This window comes from Aliivibrio sifiae (assembly GCF_002954715.1).
GTDB classification, from domain to species: Bacteria; Pseudomonadota; Gammaproteobacteria; order Enterobacterales; family Vibrionaceae; genus Aliivibrio; species Aliivibrio sifiae.
On record NZ_MSCP01000002.1, the window covers coordinates 578062 to 599785 of the forward strand.

Below are 21724 nucleotides of genomic sequence, written 5' to 3' on the forward strand. Positions count from 1 at the left end.
ATTGCGATGGCATTAAGAAGGTTAATTCAGCGGGAAATAACACTTTTTTCATAATAAGAATCAAATTGCTAGATGAGAACCAATATAAAAAACTCAATATTGAACTTATTTTCTTTATTGCATTGAATCAATGAAACGCATTTAGATTATGGTTGTCATATTTGTTATTATTTTCATGAATGCATTAGGGGTTGTATATGAAACATTTGAGTGTGTTATTCTGCTGTTGGAGTGGTTTAGCTATTGCTGGATCAGAATTGGATTTATATCCTATGGATAAGTTAGATAGCTATGAAAAGCAAAATGATGATGAGGGTTGCACAAGCATTGTTTGTAATAATGTAATTAAACCTGAAAGCGTGAATATGGCAGGGGATTTTCCTAAACGATCTAAGAATGAAACACTCTCTGCGTTAGGAAGTGTTGCTTTTTTTGCTGGTGAAATTGGTTTAGCTGAGAACCTACAAGAAGAGGAGCCTGAATTAACTACGTTACCTGAGTAGGTTGATATTATCGCAATTAAATCGGTGCTCTATTTTTTTCTTCTGGTAAAATAAATGTCTATTTAATTTTGATAGTGTAAGTGAAAAAATGGGTATTCAACGTATTAATCCAAGTGAAAAATGGTCAGATGTTACCGTCTTTAATAAGATGGCTCATTTTGTTGAAGTTGCTTGTGACGAAAGTGCGGATATGCGAGGTCAAACTGAGCAAGTTTTTGCACAAGCTGAAGAAATGTTAGCAAGCGTAAACAGTGATAAATCCCGTTTAGTCTCGGTTACTATTTATGTGACTGATTTTGCTAATTTGGCTATATTTAATGAAGCGTGGATAAAGTGGCTACCAGAAGGGTGTGCACCTAGCCGAGCATGTTTAAAAGTTGAGTTAGCCGATCCTGATTATTTAGTTGAAATCGCATTTGTAGCAGCAGTTAAGTAATTAAAGATAATTAAATTAAAGTACTCGGTATTCTCTTACAGAGTACTTAATTGGATTAACTGGCTTTATATATCAATTATATATGATAAAAAGATTAATAGTATTCCGACTATTAATCTTTCCGAAATTAGAACAATAAACAACCAATTAATATTTAGGCTTTACAATCTATTGCCTTTCCTTTAGTTTAAGGACAATTATTTTTATAGAGTGTGTAAGTTATGTCTACAGACATTAAGCAACATCAAGCAGGTTTACTCACTGCAGCTAAGCATAATGCTTATGCACTCGTCTCTGTCGTCGTTGTCATTTACTGATACTGACGATTTTTTTATTCGTCAGTTAGGCTGGCGGATAAGAACCTTTCTTTAAAATCTTCTAGCCAAATTGACACTATGTTTCATTTTTATAAAGGTATGTCGTTTGAACAGAAGAGATCTTGCCGCTATCGGCTTCATGACATTTGCACTATTTCTAGGTGCAGGTAATTTAATCTATCCACCATTGATGGCTCAACAAGCTGGTGATCATTGGCTTATTGCGATTGGTGGCTTTCTACTTACTGCTGTCGGGCTACCTGCTATCACTTTGGTCGTATTAGGCCGTTTATCTTCTGCTGATAAACTGACATCATCATTACCTAAGTGGATGGATCGCTCATTTTGGTTCTTGGTTCTTACCACGTTAGGTCCTGCATTTGTATTGCCACGAGCAGTAACGGTTGCTTATGAAATGGGCATTAAACCTTTCTATTCTGGTAATGGTTTGATGGTGTTCTCTGCTTTATTCTGTGCATTAACTTTATGGTTGGCATTAAAACCGGGTAAATTAGTTGACTACATCGGTAAGGTGATGACTCCTGCACTGATTGGTATGTTAGCCGTATTAGTTGCTGCGGCACTGTTAAATCCGTTAGGCTCTCCAAGCCAAGCTATTGAGATTTATGAGCAAGCGCCAGCGGTTAATGGATTAATTCAAGGCTATATGACACTAGATGCAATTGCGGCAGTGGCGTTTGGTTGGGTAATTATTCAAACGATTCGCAGTAAAGGTATTGAGAGTAAAAAAGCCATTTCTTACTATACATTACGTATTGCTATTATTTATGCCGTGTTAATGTCGCTTTGCTATTTAGCTATGGGGTATTTAGGTTCCACCTCTTCTGAAATTGCACCGGGTGCAACCAATGGCGGTGAGATTCTAACGAGTTATGCTGAAGGTGAGTTTGGGGTGTTAGGTCAAATTCTGTTGGCTTCTATTACGTTAATGGCGTGTTTAACCACAACGATTGGGCTGACTAATGCAAATTCAGAGTATTATAAAAATACTTACGGTGTAACATTTAAAGTAAGCGCAACGATAATTATGGTACTAACAGCTATCATTTCAAATGTGGGCCTAGAAACGATTATTGAAGTGAGTTTACCTGCGATTCTTATTTTATGTCCGATTGCGATTGCATTGATCATTGCGATGATTTTAATGCCTGAAAAATCAGAAAAAGATACTCCTATGATCTCTACGAGCCACACTACGATCGTATGCATTGCTGCATTATTCGGAACAATTGATGCGTTACATATTTTAGGAAAATTACCTGAAGCAATGACTGCATTCTGTGATCAATGGTTACCGTTGTTTTCTTCTCATATGTCTTGGTTAATACCTGTATTTATCACGATTTTAGTGAATAAAGTACTTCGAAAGACCCAACTAAAGAATGTAGCGACAAGTAATTAGTTATCTGTAATTTGAAATAAGACTTATTCTTGTATATTCATAAAGAGCAGCCATAATAGCTGCTCTTTTTTGTTTTTAGGATAAGGGTTATCTGATCATGTTGCCGTTAATTTATCATTCAATTTACTCGCAATTAGATCTTCCTGATGGTCACCGTTACCCTATTCAAAAATATCAACAGCTATACCAAGCTATTCAGTCTCATTATTCTAGTGAAGCTCTTTGCTATTTCGAACCGACAGCATTAACTGTCGATGATATTAAGCAAGTACATGATGAGAGTTATATTGATGCTTTAGTATTAGGTACCTTGCCTGCAGCTAAGATGAGACGTATTGGATTTCCTTGGAGTGAATCGTTAATTCAAAGAACACTAACCTCTACCGCAGGAACCTGTTTAACCGTAGACAAAGCACTAGAATTTGGGGCTGCGGTGCATTTAAGTGGTGGTTATCATCATGCGCATTACGATTTTGGCAGTGGTTTTTGTTTAGTTAATGATTTAGTTATAGCGGCGCATCACGCATTAAAACAAGACAATATTGATAAGGTGTTAATTATTGATAGTGATGTGCATCATGGTGATGGAACTGCGACTCTTTGTGCTGATAGAGACGATATCATTACGGTCTCTTTCCATTGTGATAAAAATTTTCCTGCACGCAAGCCTACGTCTGATTATGATGTTCCATTATTGATAGGCACCCAAGATACCGAGTTCTTAGAGGCGTTTCAGCAAGTGGTTGAAATGGCGATTAATCATCATCAGCCTGACTTGATTATTTATGATGCAGGTGTGGATATTCATGTTAATGACGAGTTAGGTTATTTAGACGTATCAACAAAAGGCTTATACCAAAGAGATTACTGGATGAGCACATTAGCAAAGCAAAAGCGTACTCCTATTGCCTGTGTGGTGGGGGGAGGATATCGAAGTAATCACCAAGATTTGGTGGAGCTTCATATGCAGCTAATAAGAGCCTTTTTACATAGCCAATAATTAAAGTCTAACCGTTATATTTAGCGGCTAGTGTTTATAGCCATTCATTTATTGTGGATAAAAAATAAAGGCGTATACTCCTTTTCTTTTTTGATGTGCGAAAATGAAAAAATTAATTTTATTTGTAATTGGGATCATTATTCTCTCTAGTGCAATGTTTTTTACGTTGAATGAAACCACTCATAATCACAAAGATCTTGTTAAATCCTCTAATTATAAACAATGTTTAAATAAGTATGAAGACGTTTGTGAAGGATTGGAGTGCGGTATTATTCAGGGCTTTAGAGATATTAATAAAGAAGATTACGGTCGTAATCTTATCGATATAGCAGAAAGCATTCGTCCTATTCTTGGTTATAAAAATGGTGCAAAAATAGGTATTACTATTTTAAGTATCGCCTTCCATGAAGGAAAGTTAACTGATGAACAGAAAATGCTCGCATTAGATAAAATATCGACACTCAAATACAGAGATCATGATCTGTATGGAATGATAGACCCAACATTAAAGTACATTAGAATCGCACATGAGAGCGGAGATAAACTAAAGAGCACAAGAGGTGATTTAAATCTAGCTCTGATTATTTCTTATTTTCAAGGTTATGAGTTTGCAAGCGCAATGATTAAGTCTTTGGCTTGTGAAGTTCAAGGTGATACTCCTGAGTGGTATAAATTAAAAACGCAAGCGATGGTGAGTTTAGCTGAGAACCAATTAGCAATAAAACAACCACAAAAAGCATTGAATTTATTAAGTAATATAGAATCAAATAGTTGGGCTTACAGTGAAGAAGACTGGCGAGATTATTACATTTATAGCACAGCATTGAAGGCAGAGGCCTACCTTTATCTTAATCAATTAGATAGATCAGAAGAAAACTTAAAGTTAGCTTCATTAGCGTTAATTCAGGATAAATCTCGTTTATTGCTTGATAAACGTATTCTTATTGCTGTTGTTGAATTTAAACTCGCTTTTAAACTTCATCAATTTGATTTTATTGAGAAAAATAAAGATTACTTACTATCGATAGCGAATTCAACAAATCAAATTCGATACACAAAAATGGTGTATAAAACGATGTTTGATTACTACCTTGCTACGAATAATATCAACGCATTTTATGAGCTAAATCTTGCTTATAATATACTTACCGATGATTTCCAAAGTGCGAGTTACCAATTACTTATCTCTAATAAACTAAAGCAAAGTGAAAATAATCATTTAAATAATGATAACGAGCAATCGATGTTTTTACTTAAAATAGGCTTTGTGACGTTATTAGTAATTTCTTCATTGTTATTTTTAACAATCTTAAAGATCAAATACTTGAATATTGAGAACTATACGGACTCATTAACAGGATGTTTAAATCGTAGAAAGTTTATGATTGATTTTGAGGCTAGAACAACGAAAGAGCACGCCTTTTTGATCCTAGACATAGATAACTTTAAGCAGATAAACGATACCTACGGCCATACTCTTGGTGATGAAGTGCTAGAGAACGTGGCGAGTGTGATTATTTCAGTGATTGGTCGTGAATACCACTGTTACCGTATTGGTGGAGAAGAGTTTGTTGTTCTTTTTTATGGTTCAACTAAAGAACGAGCAATTATGTTGGCAGAAAAGATCCGCCATAATGTTGAAGACTTGAATTTGTGTCATGATATTAAAGTAACTATCAGTGGTGGGTTAAGTTATTCTTTAACTGATAAAGATACTTATAAAGCAGCAGACAGTTTACTTTATATTGCTAAGCGTACGACTAAAAATATAGTTATAAATGATTTCTAATGGTTAAAAAATGAATGGCTTGTTGAGTTGTTAAATAATACATTCAAATTTATTTTTGTGGTGAGTTTAACGCTACAAAATTCACCTTCCTATATTGCTACTTCAAAAATATCGCCACATTAAGGAATTTTATTTAATGTGGTTTACCTCTCGTTTTTATCTTTCTACTATTCTAATGTACTTTAAAACTTAAATACCTTTGATTTTATTTTTAATTTAACTATTTGAAAGTTAATGGTTTATTTTAATTATTTATTGTTGTTTTCGTGTTTATCTAAGACAAGTAGTGTATTTGTTATCGTCATCACAGTTTGATTTCTCGGGTACAAAAATCCAGTAAATGCTTTAAATGTCAACTTACTAAAAGTGTATTTAATTCATATTATTCCCTTATCAACTTAATGCAGTTTGAATTAAGTAAAAATTCTTATTAAGGGAAATACCATGATTACAACACTAGTAAACACAAAACTAATTAAATTGAATTTAGAAGCAACGACTAAAGAGGGTGTATTTTCTGAATTAGCTGAAATGCTGTTGCAAAATAATCGAATTGATAATAAAGAAAATTTTTTAGCGGGTATTTATGAGCGTGAAGCTCAGTGTGTAACTTCTGATATGGGCATTGCTTATCCTCACACTAAAAATGCAGCAGTTATCGAACCTGCTATTGCCATTGGTGTTACAAAAACAGCCATTGAATATGATGCAGATGATGAGCAACCAACGGTATTTTTTATGATAGCTTCACCGGAAAGCGGTGATCACCATATTTATGCACTACAAGCGTTATTTGAAAAATTTGGCGATGATTTAATTGCCGACATGCACAAGGCAACAACGGAACAAGAAATTCTAGACCTACTGACTAATTAATTAACTTTTAGATTTACTCACTTTTAGGATTACTTTTATGTCAACGATGACTGCAACAACTCAACCATCTGGTGATTGGAAACAAACACTGTCTAAATTAAAAGGACACTTGTTGTTCGGTACTTCTCACATGCTTCCTTTCGTGGTTGCTGGTGGGGTTTTATTAGCATTAGCGGTAATGGCAACAGGTAAAGGCGCAGTTCCAGATACTGGTATCTTAGCGGATATTTCGACTATTGCTATCAAAGGCCTTGTTCTTTTCCCTATCATTCTTGGTGGCTTCATTGGTTATTCAATTGCAGATAAACCAGCATTAGCTCCTGCATTTATTGCATCAGGTATTATGGCTGATTTGGGCGGTGGTTTCCTTGGTTGTATCGTAGCCGGTTTTATTGCTGGTGGCGTTGTTCTTCAGCTTAAGAGACTTCCTATTCCTGCTCATTTAAGTGCGTTAGGTGTTTACTTTATTTATCCTCTTGTTGGTACATTAGTATCTGCGGGTATCGTAATGTGGGGCTTAGGCGCAGCTATCTCTTCTTTCATGATTGCGATGAACGAATTCCTAGCATCAATGGCGGGTTCTTCTAAAGCGGTGCTTGGTGCGATTCTTGGTGGTATGACTGCATTTGATATGGGTGGTCCAATCAACAAAGTAGCGACATTATTTGCTCAAACACAAGTAAATACACAACCATGGTTGATGGGTGGTGTTGGTATCGCGATTTGTACTCCACCTCTAGGTATGGCTCTTGCTACTTTCATGTTCAAGAAAAAATTCTCTAAAGAAGAGCAAGAAGCGGGTAAAGCTGCTGCAATCATGGGCTCAATTGGTATCTCTGAAGGTGCAATCCCATTCGCAGCAAATGACCCAATGCGCGTTCTTCCGTCTATCGTTGCTGGTGGTATGGTTGGTTGTGTGTTTGGTTTCATGACTGATGTTTTACTTCATGCACCTTGGGGTGGGTTAATTACAGCGCCGGTATCTAGCAACATTCCAATGTATGTGGTTGGTATTGCTCTAGGTTCATTAACAACGGCATTAATTGTTGGTTTCTGGAAGCCTGTTTATGTTGAAGAAAATGATGTCGCTGTAGAAGCCCCAGTACAAGCACAAACAGTTGCCCCTGTTGCTGGTGAAGGTGAGTACGATGTTCTAGCGGTAACTTGTTGTCCTTCAGGTGTTGCACACACATTTATGGCAGCAAAAGCTTTAGAGAAAGCTGGTGTCGCAGCAGGGATTAAAATTAAAGTTGAAACTCAAGGCTCTAACGGTTTAATGAATAAATTGACTGCAAAAGATGTTGCTAATGCTAAGTTCATTATCCTTGCTCATGATATTCCAGTCAAAGAAGGTGAGCGTTTTACGAATATTCGCCAAGTTGAATGTTCAACTAAAGGCGCAATGAAGACGGCATTATCACTGATTCAAGACAACTTAAAATAACACGTTTTTCCTAATCTAATATCAAGCCTCTTAATCCCCCAAGAGGCTTTTATTATGTAAAAAAGCCCGCGACACTTATTTTTAGAAGAAGTGTCGCGGGCTTTGCTATTACAAAAATGAATATTAAATAAGGTTATTTATTATTCACTAATTTTTTCATCCGTAGTCCAAGAAAAATAAAGCTGATGCCTTCTATCAGTAATGAAACACCAACAAATGTTCCTAATAGCGATAATGAAAACTCAGGGTTATCGAGTAGAAAGAAAAAATATCCCCCGATAATGACAGAGAGTAACCCACTCAAAATAACCATACCGCTACCAGGAAGACCTTTATTCGTAATCCCAAAAATCATACGGGTTAGGCCATTAAAGATCATAACAACGATCATAATTGTTGTTATAGTCATAAGTCCTTCTAGTGGGTTAAAAAGAATGAATAAACCACCAACAATATAAAGTAGGGCACTTAGTACATACCATAGCTTTTCTTTCCAAGAATGAATGCGAAAAGTATGATAAACCTGAACTAACCCTGTGATTAATAGCAATGTACCGATGATAGTTGAAATCGTCACACCTGCCATAACAGGTAAGCTAGAAGCGCCTAATCCTGCTATTGCTGCTATCACGCCAACAGTAATAAAGTATTTCCAACTTTTTGAAATTAATGCCTGACTTGGCGTTTGATTTTCCATTTTAACCTCTGAGTTAAATGTAAGAGACCTGAATATTGTAGTCTAAAACATAAAGTTGATACTGAAGGCAAACTTAGTTTTCAAATTTTGTGATTTTGCGCACATTTTAATCCTTTCGTATAAGAAAAAAGCAGTTCTGGCGCTTTAATTCACTTCTCCTTGTTTTGCCGTATCTATACTGAAAATTAATACTTGTAGAAACGGCTTAAGAGCTTAAAATTATTATCATTTTAACGTGGTATATTCATACTGCATTTTACTTTTTGTGCATCATAAGAATATAAGGGCATACATTGTTAGAACATCATATACGTAACTTTATTGCAGAAAAATTAAGTTCCTTTGGTATAAATAGTGATCCTTATGGTTTGGAGCTTACCGCTGTATTTGTATTGGTTGTAATTGGTGTTGCTATTGTTGGTCACCTAATTACTCGTCATATTATTGTTCGAACTATTAGGAATATCCTTCATCGAGCGGATGAGCCTTTAGCGGAAGGTTTTTCAAGCTATAAAGTATTTGAAAAGCTTACACTTCTAATTCCAATTATCATTTTGGATTTATTGCTTCCTCTTGCACTTGGTCATTACACCTTACTTTCAACGATTGCTGACAAACTGTTGAGTATCTCGATCTTAGTGGTCTTCCTCTCCATGCTGTTTGCGCTGCTTGATGCACTTAATGATATGGCTATTGCTAAAGGCATTACACGTCGAATGCCAATAAAGAGCTTTGTTCAGTTGACTAAGCTATTTGCTTTCTTTGTTGGTATCGTTGTTTCCATGTCGGTACTTGCTAATGAATCTGTGGTTATTTTTCTTAGTGGCTTAGGAGTTGCAACAGGGTTTGTTATGTTGGTATTTAAAGATACCATCTTGGGATTTGTTGCAGGTATACAGCTTTCAGCAAATCGAATGATTAGCTTAAATGACTGGATTGAAATGGATTCATATAAAGCCAATGGCACTGTTGAAGAAATTTCACTTACAACAGTCAAAGTGCGAAACTTTGATAATACAGTCAGTATGCTACCTGCTTATGCTCTTGTTCAAAATGCTTTTATTAATTGGCAGGGTATGTCAGATTCTGGCGGTAGACGGATTAAACGAGCCGTTAATATTGATGTTAACTCAATTCGATTTATGACAGATGAAGAAATTGAAGGACTTAAAGATATTCGAATTCTTAGAGAATATTTATTCGAAAAATCAAAAGAGATTAAAACATTTAATGATGAATTAGACGATATTCCGCATTTGGGTAATATTAGACAAATGACGAATATGGGTATTTTTCGAGCTTATTTAGCCGCCTATTTACGAACCCATAAAGATATTCATCCGTATATGCTATTCATGGTGCGTCAATTGGAACCAACGCCTGAAGGTTTGCCATTACAAATCTATGCATTTACTAACAATACAGATTGGGTATTTTACGAAGGGGTACAAGCAGACATTTTTGATCATATATATTCTATTATGCCTCTGTTTGATTTACGCCCTTATCAAGCACTTAGTGGCCATGATGCATTAAGTATTGGAAAGTAAATCTTAGGGCATAAATAAAGGCTGTGGAAACCACGGCCTTTATTATATCTATACAATAAAAACAACAGATACAAAAAAGCCCCAGCATTTCTGCTAGGGCTTAGAATGTGGTGGAGGGATAGGGATTTGAAAACTATCCCTAACTCTTCTATCTGCATTAAGCTGATAAATTTCAATGGGTTCAATCTATATTACTTTTAAATATTTGTCCAGTTAAAAGTGACGATTGGTTAAGGTGAAATTTACGCTAGTGCTCATACTTCATTCCACTTCTGGTGTTGCTAAAGGTGGAATGGGCACCATTTTCCTCCGTATATTTGTGCAGTGACTGTTATTTTTAGGAGTTATGGTTTATTTAATATCTATCTAGTGCGGAATGATAATCGATGTCCACATAATTTTCCCATTCAGTGTCCCGTACTCAGAAAAGATGATGATTACTAGCCTGCCGTCTAAATAGAAAGACTCTCGATAATTGCACTATTCACTTGTTCTTATTTTGATAATTCAGAGGTAGGTCACAAAATTTTAAAAAAAATAGAGAGTGCGTATTATACAAATAATAGCTGTTCGGACAAGGTGGATTGTTAGTAATTGAAATTAAATTTTTAAAATAAATATTTTATTTTTACTCGAATTTAGATTGAAAAAATGAATATTTAATATTCAGTATAAATAAGTGGTTATATTAATTAATAAAACAGCACTTGTTGCAAGTTATTGTTTTTTTAATGCCTTTCATTTTGTCAATTGTTAATTTTCCTTGAAATTAATAATTTGATTCTTTCTGCTACTTGATGAAATACTTCTCTGGAAAGGTAAAGTTATATTTGTCTTTAATTTTAACTTTTAACTATTTTTCCATATTCATAATGAGGTATTCAAATGGAACAATTTATTGATTTTTTGTCTAAAGATATAGCAAGAAAATTCTCTAAGTCAAAACTTGAAGGTGGGTTTAGGTATCAGAATGAGCATATTGAATTGCTAATTGTTATACCTGAGACATACCCGCCAGCATTACTTTCAAAATTAGAGAAATTTGTATCTAATTCAAGTTCTAATGTTAAAGGTGAACTTGAACAGCATAATCTTTATCGCTGTTGTCCAGCTATTGAGCGAATAGAAATAGCTAACAGTCTTCAAAATAAAGGGCTTTTTTCGGCTATTGTATCTGAACTCTTAAAAGTGGACTTTGTTCAATACGTGTGTATTCAGCGTGTTGGTAATCCCCATTTATTAAATCATTTAACTCATAGTAAAAAGTGGAACTGGATACTGTCACGAAGTAGTACGATAGGGATCGATTCAATTTATCCATACTGTAAATCTTCTCCTGAAATGTATCGTTCGTTGTTAGTTACAATAAATGAATATTTAGAATTATGTACAACGACAAATTTTTTAGAGCAATTCAAATTAGATTTAGCTAACAGTTGTGAAAATATAAGAAAGATAAGTGTTGAAAAAAATAAAATAACAGGAATACCTGGGTTAGAAGGAATTCCAGAATTAGCAGGCATGGCAAAAGTGCGATTATCTGAAAGAAGTATTAAATATAATATGTCTGAAGAAGAGTTCTTATTTAAATTAGCTCTAAATACTTTTTATACGACAGAGGAATCATTTTTATCTTCTGAGTGATCGACTCGAAAAATAATAAATAGCTATAAACCATTACCAATGGGCTATTAGGGATAGCTACTAGGGTTATATGATTTTAGGTGGAATAATGAAGGTCATAAGCTGGATTGAGAGCCTATCCAATATTCTAAAGTAAGTCTCTATAAATAAGTTATTGGGAATTTAATTACTAATATATTGTTATATCAATAACTTAATTATTTTAAATACTAGCGAATGAAGAAAAAATGAAAGATGAATTAGATAACGAAATAAAGTCTCGGCTAATGGTTCTTTTCAATGATGAAGCATTATGTGAAGAGTGGCTAAAGAGTAGCAAAATCCAACTGGGTGGCTTAAGCCCCTTGGACGTACTTAAAACCTTTGGTGGTAAAGAATATATTCTAGATATGATCGCTAGGATCGAAACTGGGGACTTTTCATAGCTTCGTTTGCTATATACTATATAGAGGTGTAGAAAAAACATACGAAGTTACTAAAATTAAGCTAACGTTTATTAGCCTAACAAACGTTAGCTTAACTATATTCAATGAATCCATGTTGTTTTACAGCAAACTTCAAAAGAGAGTTACGCCGTTTTTGTGTATACACATTTCGGGCGTAGTACAGATTTCAAAAGAGAGTTACGCCGTTTTTGTGTATACACATTTCGGGCGCAATACAGATTTCAAAAGAGAGTTACGCCGTTTTTGTATATATACATTTCGGGCATAATACAGATTTCAAAAGAAAGTTATGCAGTTTTTGCTAATTACCAAGTTAGTATTGTAATTATGTACAATGATAAAAATAAGTTGTCTATACAGTAATTTTACAATTTCCATAAATGAATATTTAGCTAAAATTCAACCTGAACGATTAAGCCACGACAGTTAATCTTGAGTAATAGGCTGCTTTGGTATGATGCGTTGATGCTTCTTTAACTGTCTTATCTTTTCTGACAGAACTGCTTCTAATTTTTTCGACTCAGCTACTTCTACTATAGCGCTTTCAAGCTTGGCTTGTACTTTGGCTTCTGCTTGAATGATTCCATCATATTTAGTTGATAAAATAGTGAGCTGCTGGTTAACATGATCTAAATCTACCTGTAACTGAAACTCAGTTTTAATTTGTTTTTCTACTTGAGTTCGGCAATTATCCAATTGAGTTTCTAATACTATATTTTGCTTAGTAAGTGTTGACGCCTGTTCATTTAATCGGTCGGTATTTATCCTGCAACTATCAAGGTCACTAAGTAGATATTTATTCTCATTCAACACTGATTTCATAGTTTCAAGTTGTTTAATACTGTGCAGCTCTGCTGTAGATAGCTGTTCTTCTAATGCGATATTATCCTGTTCTAACTGTTCATTTAATTCTACTTGAACCTTAACGCGATCTTCCGTTATGAGAAGATTATCCTCTATTTTTATTAGTTTAGTAACCGCCTCATCAGCAATTGCTTTTGACTCAAGAAGTCGAGCGCGTGTTAGGTGTTCGTAGTGAGTATCAGTTGATGCATTGAGTTCAGTGACGAGAGCAAAAAGTAATGATGATAATTGACCTTCAATTAGTTTAAGTGACTCCTGAACCTCGATGGGGAGTGGCAATACTTTTGGATCCTCCTGCACTGTTGGTTGTACTTCAATACTAGTCTTGTCTGGTAGATTTATATACCCTTGTTCAATCAATTGTTTTAGATCTTTATATAACGTATCACATCGTCCATGTCCTATGATTTCTCTGAGTTGCCATCCCGAAATTTCAGTTCCTTTTTCAATTAATTGATTCGCTGCGTTGATAATATCATTTTGCGTATATGATTTTGGCCTAGCCATTTTTTCACCATGATTATTTTTATAGTTGTTGGAGTTTGTTTGTTAGTAATGTTTGTTAGTAACAAACATTACTAACAAACAAATAGGGGGCTTAATGCGACATAGGTAGCTATCGCTCTTTTCTGAAATTATCTTCTTTTCTCGAAGGTGATAATTTACTGATTAATTTTTGAGCCTTGACTTTCACAGGAGCAGGTAATTCCAAGAGAGTGTTCATAGCTTCGTCAAGAAAGCGCATTGCTTTATGCTGATAACCAAGATCTTTTGTATGTAACGCCATAAAAAGCTTGGTACAGAAGATCGTTAGTTTGTTCATTAATTCATCATTAAATGTGCGTAACGTTATTAGAAGCGTTTGTTTCTCAGCACGTAATTCCTGTACTTGCTTTAATAAAATGGAGTTTTTCTGCTGAGTTTCACTTTGCTCTTCTTTTAGCATCAGCAATTCTCCAACCATGATGTTGAGCTGAGTGTTTTTTTCATCAAGTCGACTCTCTGTATTAGTTACTTGATAATTTAGTTCTAATAATTGTTCTTTTTTCTTTTTAATCATTAGATTATGGAAATTGAACTCCCTCTCTGATTTCGGTAGTTTGGCTTCCTGATTCATTTTTTGACGCTGTTTAGATCTACGTTCTGATTCTGGAGCAAGTTCTGCGATTAATCCTTTTTTGCTAAAAAGGTGCTCGTTAGCATACTCAAACACCATTTTCTGAAACATCTCTCCAAAGAATTTGCGTTGCTCTACAGACAGGTCTGCGTCAACAGGAAGAGCCTTATCTTTCAAACCAACCTTTTCTATGTATTGATTAACTACGATCTTCTGGCTTCTCAATAGGTCAGATTCACCAGTAATCTTATTCTTAGCTGATAAGAAGTAATGGGTATGCGCTCCAGTGTTCTCCTGGGCATGACGCTCGTCATCATGTCCGATCACCATTTTGATCGGATAGTCAGGAAAGTGATGAGTTAAAAACGTAACGGTAAAGTCCACATACTCATGCAATGGTATAAGATCATTGCCCACTTTCCATTGGTGAGGGATCTTAAAAATGCCTTCTTGGATAAATGTGCAATTAAGGTTGGGGCGACTTTGCATTTGGTTATGTGCATCAAGATAAGTCTCCAGCATTTTGATACGCTGGTTTTTCCGCGACATTTCCATCGTTTTGAATAGGTCGATTTTGCTATAGGAGATATGCCCTAATGAGTCGAGGACCTCTTCTAGAAACTTCGCTGCTGTACCGTTACCATTTTTATATTCAGCCGTGATCGCCGTTTTTATTTTCTTACGGTACTGGCGCTGACGGGTTTGTAACTTTGTATGGTCTCGGATTAATGGAGCGGGTGCAGTAGTAAAAAGTAGCCTCTTTTTATGTTCATCGCTAAGTGAGTTTAATTGTAAAGTTTCACCATTTAGCCATACTAAGTTTGAGTCTGATAAATCTTCATTCCACTCAAATTGCTTTGTCGGTTTTGCATCTGTTGAGATGCGAAGAGAATGCATCAGAGACCGCTCACAACGCGAGCGATCTTTCTGATTGGAAGTGAAATTGTATCGGCGATGAAAGAAGCGGATCGATTTCATGCTAGCTCCCGTGAGGAGCTAGTTAGGGAGTTAAGAGGTACACCTCTTGCCCGCAGCTTGCGTGCATCTTTTGCGTAGCAAAAGTGTGACGCAAGCGCAGCGGGTTGCGTTGTCGTCACATTTATCAAATGCGCGACTTTTGAATTGTTTTCAAGCGAAAAGACACCCATCACGCATCCTCCATCATTGCTTGGATTAACTGCATTAAATGCGGCTTTTTTGTAAGTTGACTTACTAGCAATGCAGAAGATGGATCAGGTGCTGCAGGGAACGATACAGTGCGCTTGACCACAGGCATTCCAAATGCGTCTTGTAGATGCTGAGAAGCAAGTAAGGCACAATCTGGAGCATCTTCACGCAGCCATTTCCCGTAATGCATATCAACCATGTTAGTGCCAGTATGTCCCATTTGCTGGCTAATCCATTCCTTGCTAATACCAGCGGTTAAACACTGCGAAGCGAATGTGTGTCGAAGCTGACCTGAACCTCGATGTGCAATACCAGCAGTTTCTAAAAATGGATTGAAAAAAGTTTTACCAAACTGTTTAGCATTGAGAAAAGGCTGACGTGTTTTATTGTTGATAAAAATAAACGCGATAGATTCTTTCTGATATGTTTTATTGTCTCGCTGTAAAACATCAACAGTTTTTCGACGACGTTTCCCAGTAAGTAATAACTGCTTTTTCAGAATATCGACAGCGAGAGGATTAAGCTCAACAGCACGTACAGAGCCTGATGTTTTAGGTACTTTATAACTGTTCAATACACGAGCACGTCGTACATAAAGAATATTGCGTTGCCAATCTACATCATCCCATGACGTTGCAATTAACTCGCCAATCCGTAAACCCGTAAGTAAGTTGAATAAGGTGGCATTCTTACCTTGTTCGCACACGTTACTGCACTCATACATGAGTGCTATTTCTGCCTTAGTGAATGGATTTGGTTCATTGTGTGAATTCTTTAGGTTTTCGATGCCAGTCATTGGGTTACGAGCAATAATTCCGTCGAGCATCGCTCGCAAAAAAATAGCGCGAAGAATCGTTAAATGACCATTAATCGTCTTGTTGGAAAAGCGCTTGTGCCATTTCATTATTAATTGGCGAAGGTCACTATGAAGCACAGAATCGATCATTCGATGACCGAGAGATTTTCTTACGTTGCTTGTTTTGCTTGCTTCTGATCTTAGCGTTGATGGAGATACGCTAAAACGCCTTTCAGCGAGGTAATCATCTAAGTAATTATTAATTGTTTTTATAGTCATAATTTATCCATATGGCAGCTTAAATGCTGCTTCTCGATGGCAAACTACGATGTATTTAGACTTTCGTCAACGAGCTTGGTTTTCCTAAAAGTTATCTAAAATTAATGACTTATTGTGCATTTTTTGTATAATTATCACAAGTGAAAATCAAATTCTCGCATATTTATCAATTGAGTTGGATATCTAGTTATTTTGGGTGAGCCTCCGTTTTAGGGAAGAAAATAGATTTTTTATTTTGTGATGTAAGTCTCATTGGGGTGTAAGGAAGTGGCTGTTAAATTGAACGGCGTTGTTGCCTAAATTGAGTTAGTCCTTTTTCCACCGCTGCGTTCAGATCTCTTATGAGAGATCGAACGAGTATAGAAATAGGAAAGTCAAAAGCTAAAATCAAGAACTGGATCCAATATAGCTAGGATCTCTGAAAGCGTGGGCGAGGATTTCAGTACACTGATACCGCGGATTGAAACCGCCCTTATGATAAAGGGCATCTTTCCCCTAGGGTAAGAGCTACTCTTGGACTGATTTGATCAACAATGTAATTCTAAATTCTTAAACTGATGTAGTAGAACTTATGTGATTTTTATCACGATAATTAAATGAATTTTGTTATATAAAGATCGCTCAAATTAAGAGTCGTATTAGTGACGGTATCCGTGGCATACTCTTGATTACTAAGTTTATCCTGAAGGAATGGAAATGAAAAAAGTCAATTTAAAATTTAAAGAAATTAATAATGTAGAAGCTAACGCAAGTTATTCGGATGGTTGTTCTGGTGGTCGAAGCGATTGTTGTACACGAGTTTGTACTCGTAATAATGTTAAGTCAACAGATGACAGTGTAAATGCTTGGGATGAGTACTTAGAAGTAAATGCTGGTGTTCTTCAATATTAATCTACTGAACTAAGTAGGAGACGGCTAGCAAATGCTAGCCTTTTTTATGCTAAATAATAAATATAAAATTAAAGATAGTGTTGATATCTACACATTTTCAACTGATAGGGTTGATTGTACTAGAGTTCAATTCTATAAAATAAATACAAGGGAAAAATTAACTATCGAGATCGATTCTAGTTTTCTTGATGTTTTTTCCTCAATGGATGGTTCGCTTTCGCTAAAAGATATTTTATTAGAAAATAAAATTCTAGTAGATACGAAAGAAATAGAACATGTAATAGAATATTTGTTGGATAAAAATGTAATAAAAGAGATAAACTCTTCAACTTTTATTAGTGAAACAGATAAACAAAGATATTCTAGGCAGATTAACTATTTTGATGACCTTATCCCAGATAAAGAAGGGGAATTATCACAATATAACTTAATGGGAAAAAATATAGTCATTATTGGTTGTGGATCTGTTGGCGGTATGATTGCTTCTCAATTAGTTAGAGCTGGAGTGATAAATATAACTTTAATTGATCATGAAACTATTGATAGGAGTAGTCTTGTGAGACATGTCTATGCTAATGAGTATAATATAGGTTCAGACAAAGTTGTTGCATTAAGTGAACATTTGAAAAAAATAAACTCTAAAGCCAATATAACTGAAATTAAAACTAAAATAATACCAAATATTAACTTGGAAGATATAGTACCTAATTTTACAGATCTTGTTATCAATACAGCCGATGAGCCTTATATTGGACATATTAGTGTAAAATTAGGTAGGTATTTATGGCATAAGAATATTGGTTTATATGTGGCAGGAGGTTTTGATGCTCATTTGATGAGTTCTGGAGAGCTAATTTATAAAGGAAGAACCCCATGCATTGATTGTTGTTCGAACACTTTTCGTCATGCATTAAAAGATTGGAAACCTAAATATAATCATAACTCTGGTATGAAGGATACACCATCAACAACTAGAGTTGATATATTGATAGGAGGTTCTGGCGGTACGTTTGCACAGTCTTTATACAGTAGTAGCATAGCTTGTATGAATATTATTGATTTTTTATTACGTAATTTTGATGGAAATAATAAGATAAACAAAAGAGGTGAATTTCTGATTGAACGTTGTGAGCAAACATGGTTTGAGATGAAAAAGCAAAAAGGATGTAGTAACTGTGGTTGATGATATTTATAGGTTAAAGGCTTCTATAGCACTAGTTTACAACGATAATGTGTTAGATATTTTTCTATCTAATAAGCGAGAGCAATTTAAAATCACAATAGATTATGAACAAATTGTAGAACTATTATTTTCATTTGATGGTGATAAAACTGTTGGTGATATATTAGGGATTTATAAAAATATAGATAGTGATGATTTGTTCGATTTAATTTTATTTTTCTTAAAAAAGAATGTATTAATCAAAGTTGATTGTAAATATCCTGAAACATTTGTGTCAGAACAGTATAGATTAATCAATTTCTTCGAAGACTACTGTTCCTCTACAAGTGATGTAATTTCGTCGCTAAAATTGATTAGTACTAGTAAAATAATGATTGTTGGAATCGGTGCTGTGGGAACTTGGGTTTCAGAGTCACTGATAAGAACTGGATTGAAAAATATTACACTAGTAGATGATGATACGGTCGAAATTTCAAATCTACATAGGCAAGGTATGTTTTTTATCGATGATGTAGGTAAATTTAAAGTAGATGTGTTGTCAGAAAATCTATGTAATATTTCGTCTGGTGTCAAAGTAATTAAAATCAAAGATAAATTAACTCCTGATTTTTTCTCTAAATACGATGATAAATATGATTTAATTATCAACTGTGCTGATAAGCCAAGTGTAGACGAAACTACAAGAATTATAGCCAGATTTTGCATGGAGCATAAAATTCCACATATTGTAGGCGGTGGATATAATCTACATTTAACACTAATAGGACAAACGATTATTCCTAACAGGACAGCTTGTGTGATGTGTTTTGAAAAGCATTTACAGAAGATTAATAATGCTGATTTAGACGGGGTAAAGAAGTTAACTAGAAAAAATCGTAAGATAGGAAGCTTTTCTCCTTTAAGTACAATTGCAGCATCACTAGCTGCAATAGATGCGATAAAAATAGTTTCAGGTAAATACGATTATATATCGAACTCTAATTCGAGAATAGAATTTGACGTAAGAGAAAGAGATATCAATAAGCATTTCGTAGAAAAAAATGAAAATTGTGATTGGTGTGGTAATAATGGTCTTTATAATTAGGTGAGTTTATGAGTGGCAATATTGAACTGTTTGGTATTAAAACTAATAATTTAAAGAATATTAGTTTTAAATTAGCTAAAGGTGAAATAACATCTTTGATTGGTATCAGTGGTGGAGGGAAGTCATCACTAGCGTATAATACATTATATGAATTATGTAAAAATGAGTTTAAATCTATAGAAAGTGGTTATTATGAATCGCCATCTTTTGTTTTAGATTCATATAAAAATATAGTACCTTCTGTCGCTCTTAAACAAAAAAATACAAATGTAAATCCAAGATCATCTTTATATACATATTTAAATATCCCTTCGTTATTAATGCCCTTAATTGCTGACGAAAATTTTGACCATAATTATTCTCTTTTGAAAATAAACAAACCAGAAAATCAGTGTTCACTGTGTAGTGGTAGGAAATTAACGTATTATATAGATACTAGCCTAGTAATTGATGAAAATAAGACGGTTAATGAAAACCCCTTTGAACCTTGGTTAAAAAGTGGGAACAACAAAAAGTATAACCTATTGATTGCCTATTGTGATATTAATGGTATATCTACATCAATACCGTTTAAAGAACTACTAAGTTCCCATAAAGAAAAATTGTTATATGGTGTATCAGAGCAACAGCTTCCTATAACTTTTACCCATCAAGGGAAAAGACGATCTAGGAAGTTATCATATGTCGGAATTTTAAATGAGTTAAATCAGCTTTTGAAGAGCAATAAAAAATCTGAACATGATTTAGCAACTAAGTTCTCAAAACAACAAAATTGTGAATATTGTTTCGGTTCTGGTATAAACATTGAAAAATATAAAAACCTTAGAGTTCATGGACTGCCGTTTATTGATATCCTAACAAAAGATATTGGGAAAATACTGGAGTTAATAAAATCTAAAGAAACAACGAATATACCTCTAATTACTCTTTTAGAACAATTATGCCGATCAGACTTATCATATTTATCCCTTAATCGTACAATTCCTTCATTATCAGGAGGTGAGCTTCAGAAAGTTAACTTCTCAAAACTCTGTAGCTCTGAGATTACGGGAATTTTGATTGTCATTGATGAACTTTCCTCACAAGTTCATATAAGTGATCATAAAATGTTGTTTGATAGGATTAAAATAATTCAGGAAAAGGGCAACACAGTTTTGTTGGTTGAACATAATGATTATTTTATTTCAAGGTCTGATAATGTCATGACTATCGGTCCATGTGCAGGTAGAACTGGTGGTTACATAGTTGAAAATGAAAATGAAAATGAAGATGAAGATGAATGCTATATTGATTTAGGTCGTGTAGAAAAATCAATGGAGTTTTTAAAAATTGAAGGAATAAGTATTAATAATATAAAAAATATGACGTTGAAATTACCAATCAATTGTATGTCTACTATTGTTGGTAAATCTGGTTCTGGAAAATCAAGTTTAGCAAAATATATTAACGAAAATTATAATAACGTATCATATATTTCTCAGGACTTGATAAAAGGAAATGTTAGATCTACAGTTGCTTCTTTAACTGGTTTGAATAAAAAAATAACATCTAAATTTAGTCAAAAGTATAATCTAGATAGTACTTATTTCAGCTTAAGTGATTCAAGCCCTATAGCATGTGATCAGTGTGCAGGTAAGGGCGTAATAAAGATTAACAGAAGCTTTGATAGCGATATAGAAATAATTTGTCCAGAGTGTGATGGCTCACTTTTTTCCCCAGAAGCGGAAAACTACGATTTTAATGGTCATTCGATTAGATCTATTTATGCAATGACGTTAAGCGAATTGTCAAAGATAGAGATCTCTTCAATAGATAAAACATGTTCTGATGCAATAAACCTTGGTTTGGGACATCTTTCTTTAAATAGAAAAACGAAAACGCTATCTGGAGGAGAGTTGAAACGGATTAAACTACTAATTAATTTACCACAAAGGAATACTAAAAATAAAATATTGATTGTGGATGAACCAGCTTCTGGACTTGATAATAAAACAGCAAGTAATGTCATTAAATTTATTAAAAACTATGCTAATGAATATTATTCTATAGTTTTGATTGAGCATAAAAAGGTCGCATTCTTGGAATCTGATTATGTGATTGAAATAGGTCCTGGTTCTGGAGTATATGGAGGTAGAGTTGTATTTGAAGGAAGTCCCCTATTTTATTATAAAGATAGATACTTAAAATACATAGACTCTATCTAAAATATTTATATGAG

At 34.5% G+C, this 21724-nt stretch carries 18 protein-coding genes; 14 read left to right on the forward strand and 4 right to left on the reverse strand.

The genetic code is table 11. The features are described from left to right. Positions 1-197 precede the first annotated feature (197 nt). From BTO23_RS13850 to BTO23_RS13880, 7 genes are all read left to right on the forward strand, one after another. Entirely contained in the window at positions 198-503 is a 306-nt protein-coding gene (locus BTO23_RS13850) for a hypothetical protein (RefSeq protein ID WP_060992311.1), read from the forward strand. 88 nt (positions 504-591) lie between these two features. Continuing rightward, the gene (locus BTO23_RS13855) at positions 592-939 is read left to right on the forward strand and encodes a RidA family protein (RefSeq protein WP_060992312.1); all 348 of its coding nucleotides are present in this window, start codon (positions 592-594) and stop codon (positions 937-939) included. A gap of 423 nt (positions 940-1362) precedes the next feature. After that, positions 1363-2679: a branched-chain amino acid transport system II carrier protein gene (brnQ, locus tag BTO23_RS13860; RefSeq protein ID WP_081091560.1), complete on the forward strand. Its 1317-nt coding sequence runs from the start codon at positions 1363-1365 to the stop codon at positions 2677-2679. 97 nt (positions 2680-2776) lie between these two features. Continuing rightward, positions 2777-3679: a histone deacetylase family protein gene (locus tag BTO23_RS13865; protein WP_061029501.1), complete on the forward strand. Its 903-nt coding sequence runs from the start codon at positions 2777-2779 to the stop codon at positions 3677-3679. A 103-nt stretch (positions 3680-3782) separates the two neighbouring features. Then, positions 3783-5468, forward strand: coding sequence for a GGDEF domain-containing protein (locus BTO23_RS13870; protein WP_060992314.1), 1686 nt, complete (start codon positions 3783-3785; stop codon positions 5466-5468). Between the two features lie 444 nt (positions 5469-5912). After that, positions 5913-6344 carry a PTS sugar transporter subunit IIA gene (locus BTO23_RS13875; protein WP_060992315.1) on the forward strand — a complete coding sequence of 144 codons (432 nt, stop codon included), beginning with the start codon at positions 5913-5915 and terminating at the stop codon, positions 6342-6344. 37 nt (positions 6345-6381) lie between these two features. Beyond that, positions 6382-7788, forward strand: coding sequence for a fructose-specific PTS transporter subunit EIIC (locus BTO23_RS13880; protein ID WP_105063809.1), 1407 nt, complete (start codon positions 6382-6384; stop codon positions 7786-7788). Positions 7789-7921: 133 nt separating this feature from the next. On the opposite strand, the gene BTO23_RS13885 is transcribed toward BTO23_RS13880, so the two are convergent. Then, the gene (locus tag BTO23_RS13885; protein WP_060992317.1) at positions 7922-8485 is read right to left on the reverse strand and encodes an HdeD family acid-resistance protein; all 564 of its coding nucleotides are present in this window, start codon (positions 8483-8485) and stop codon (positions 7922-7924) included. Between the two features lie 293 nt (positions 8486-8778). On the opposite strand from BTO23_RS13885, the gene BTO23_RS13890 reads away from it, so the two are divergent. From BTO23_RS13890 to BTO23_RS13900, 3 genes are all read left to right on the forward strand, one after another. Next, positions 8779-10035: a mechanosensitive ion channel family protein gene (locus BTO23_RS13890; protein ID WP_061011805.1), complete on the forward strand. Its 1257-nt coding sequence runs from the start codon at positions 8779-8781 to the stop codon at positions 10033-10035. Positions 10036-10920: 885 nt separating this feature from the next. After that, the gene (locus BTO23_RS13895) at positions 10921-11679 is read left to right on the forward strand and encodes a hypothetical protein (protein WP_105063810.1); all 759 of its coding nucleotides are present in this window, start codon (positions 10921-10923) and stop codon (positions 11677-11679) included. Between the two features lie 227 nt (positions 11680-11906). After that, on the forward strand, positions 11907-12104 hold the full coding sequence (locus BTO23_RS13900; protein WP_105063811.1) for an MbcA/ParS/Xre antitoxin family protein: 198 nt from the start codon (positions 11907-11909) through the stop codon (positions 12102-12104). Positions 12105-12551: 447 nt separating this feature from the next. On the opposite strand, the gene BTO23_RS13905 is transcribed toward BTO23_RS13900, so the two are convergent. The 3 genes from BTO23_RS13905 to BTO23_RS13915 all read right to left on the reverse strand — a co-directional run bounded on the left by BTO23_RS13905 (position 12552) and on the right by BTO23_RS13915 (position 16348). Continuing rightward, a complete protein-coding gene (locus BTO23_RS13905; RefSeq protein ID WP_105063812.1) occupies positions 12552-13496 on the reverse strand; it encodes a hypothetical protein in 945 nt (314 codons plus the stop codon). A gap of 109 nt (positions 13497-13605) precedes the next feature. After that, positions 13606-15084: a hypothetical protein gene (locus tag BTO23_RS13910; protein ID WP_105063813.1), complete on the reverse strand. Its 1479-nt coding sequence runs from the start codon at positions 15082-15084 to the stop codon at positions 13606-13608. A 169-nt stretch (positions 15085-15253) separates the two neighbouring features. Continuing rightward, positions 15254-16348 carry a tyrosine-type recombinase/integrase gene (locus tag BTO23_RS13915; protein ID WP_105063814.1) on the reverse strand — a complete coding sequence of 365 codons (1095 nt, stop codon included), beginning with the start codon at positions 16346-16348 and terminating at the stop codon, positions 15254-15256. A gap of 696 nt (positions 16349-17044) precedes the next feature. Between BTO23_RS13915 and BTO23_RS13920 the strand changes: the two genes are divergently transcribed. The 4 genes from BTO23_RS13920 to BTO23_RS13935 are packed head-to-tail and all read left to right on the forward strand — an operon-like array spanning position 17045 to position 21710. Further along, positions 17045-17239 (forward strand): hypothetical protein, encoded by a 195-nt coding sequence (locus tag BTO23_RS13920; protein WP_105063815.1) that lies wholly within the window; start codon positions 17045-17047, stop codon positions 17237-17239. Between the two features lie 31 nt (positions 17240-17270). Next, a complete protein-coding gene (locus tag BTO23_RS13925) occupies positions 17271-18422 on the forward strand; it encodes a ThiF family adenylyltransferase (RefSeq protein ID WP_105063816.1) in 1152 nt (383 codons plus the stop codon). Next, positions 18415-19506 (forward strand): HesA/MoeB/ThiF family protein, encoded by a 1092-nt coding sequence (locus tag BTO23_RS13930; protein WP_105063817.1) that lies wholly within the window; start codon positions 18415-18417, stop codon positions 19504-19506. The genes BTO23_RS13925 and BTO23_RS13930 overlap by 8 nt, the downstream gene beginning before the upstream one ends. Before the next feature lie 8 nt (positions 19507-19514). Then, complete coding sequence (locus BTO23_RS13935; protein ID WP_105063818.1) at positions 19515-21710, forward strand: ATP-binding cassette domain-containing protein; 2196 nt, start codon at positions 19515-19517, stop codon at positions 21708-21710. Positions 21711-21724: the final 14 nt, after the last annotated feature.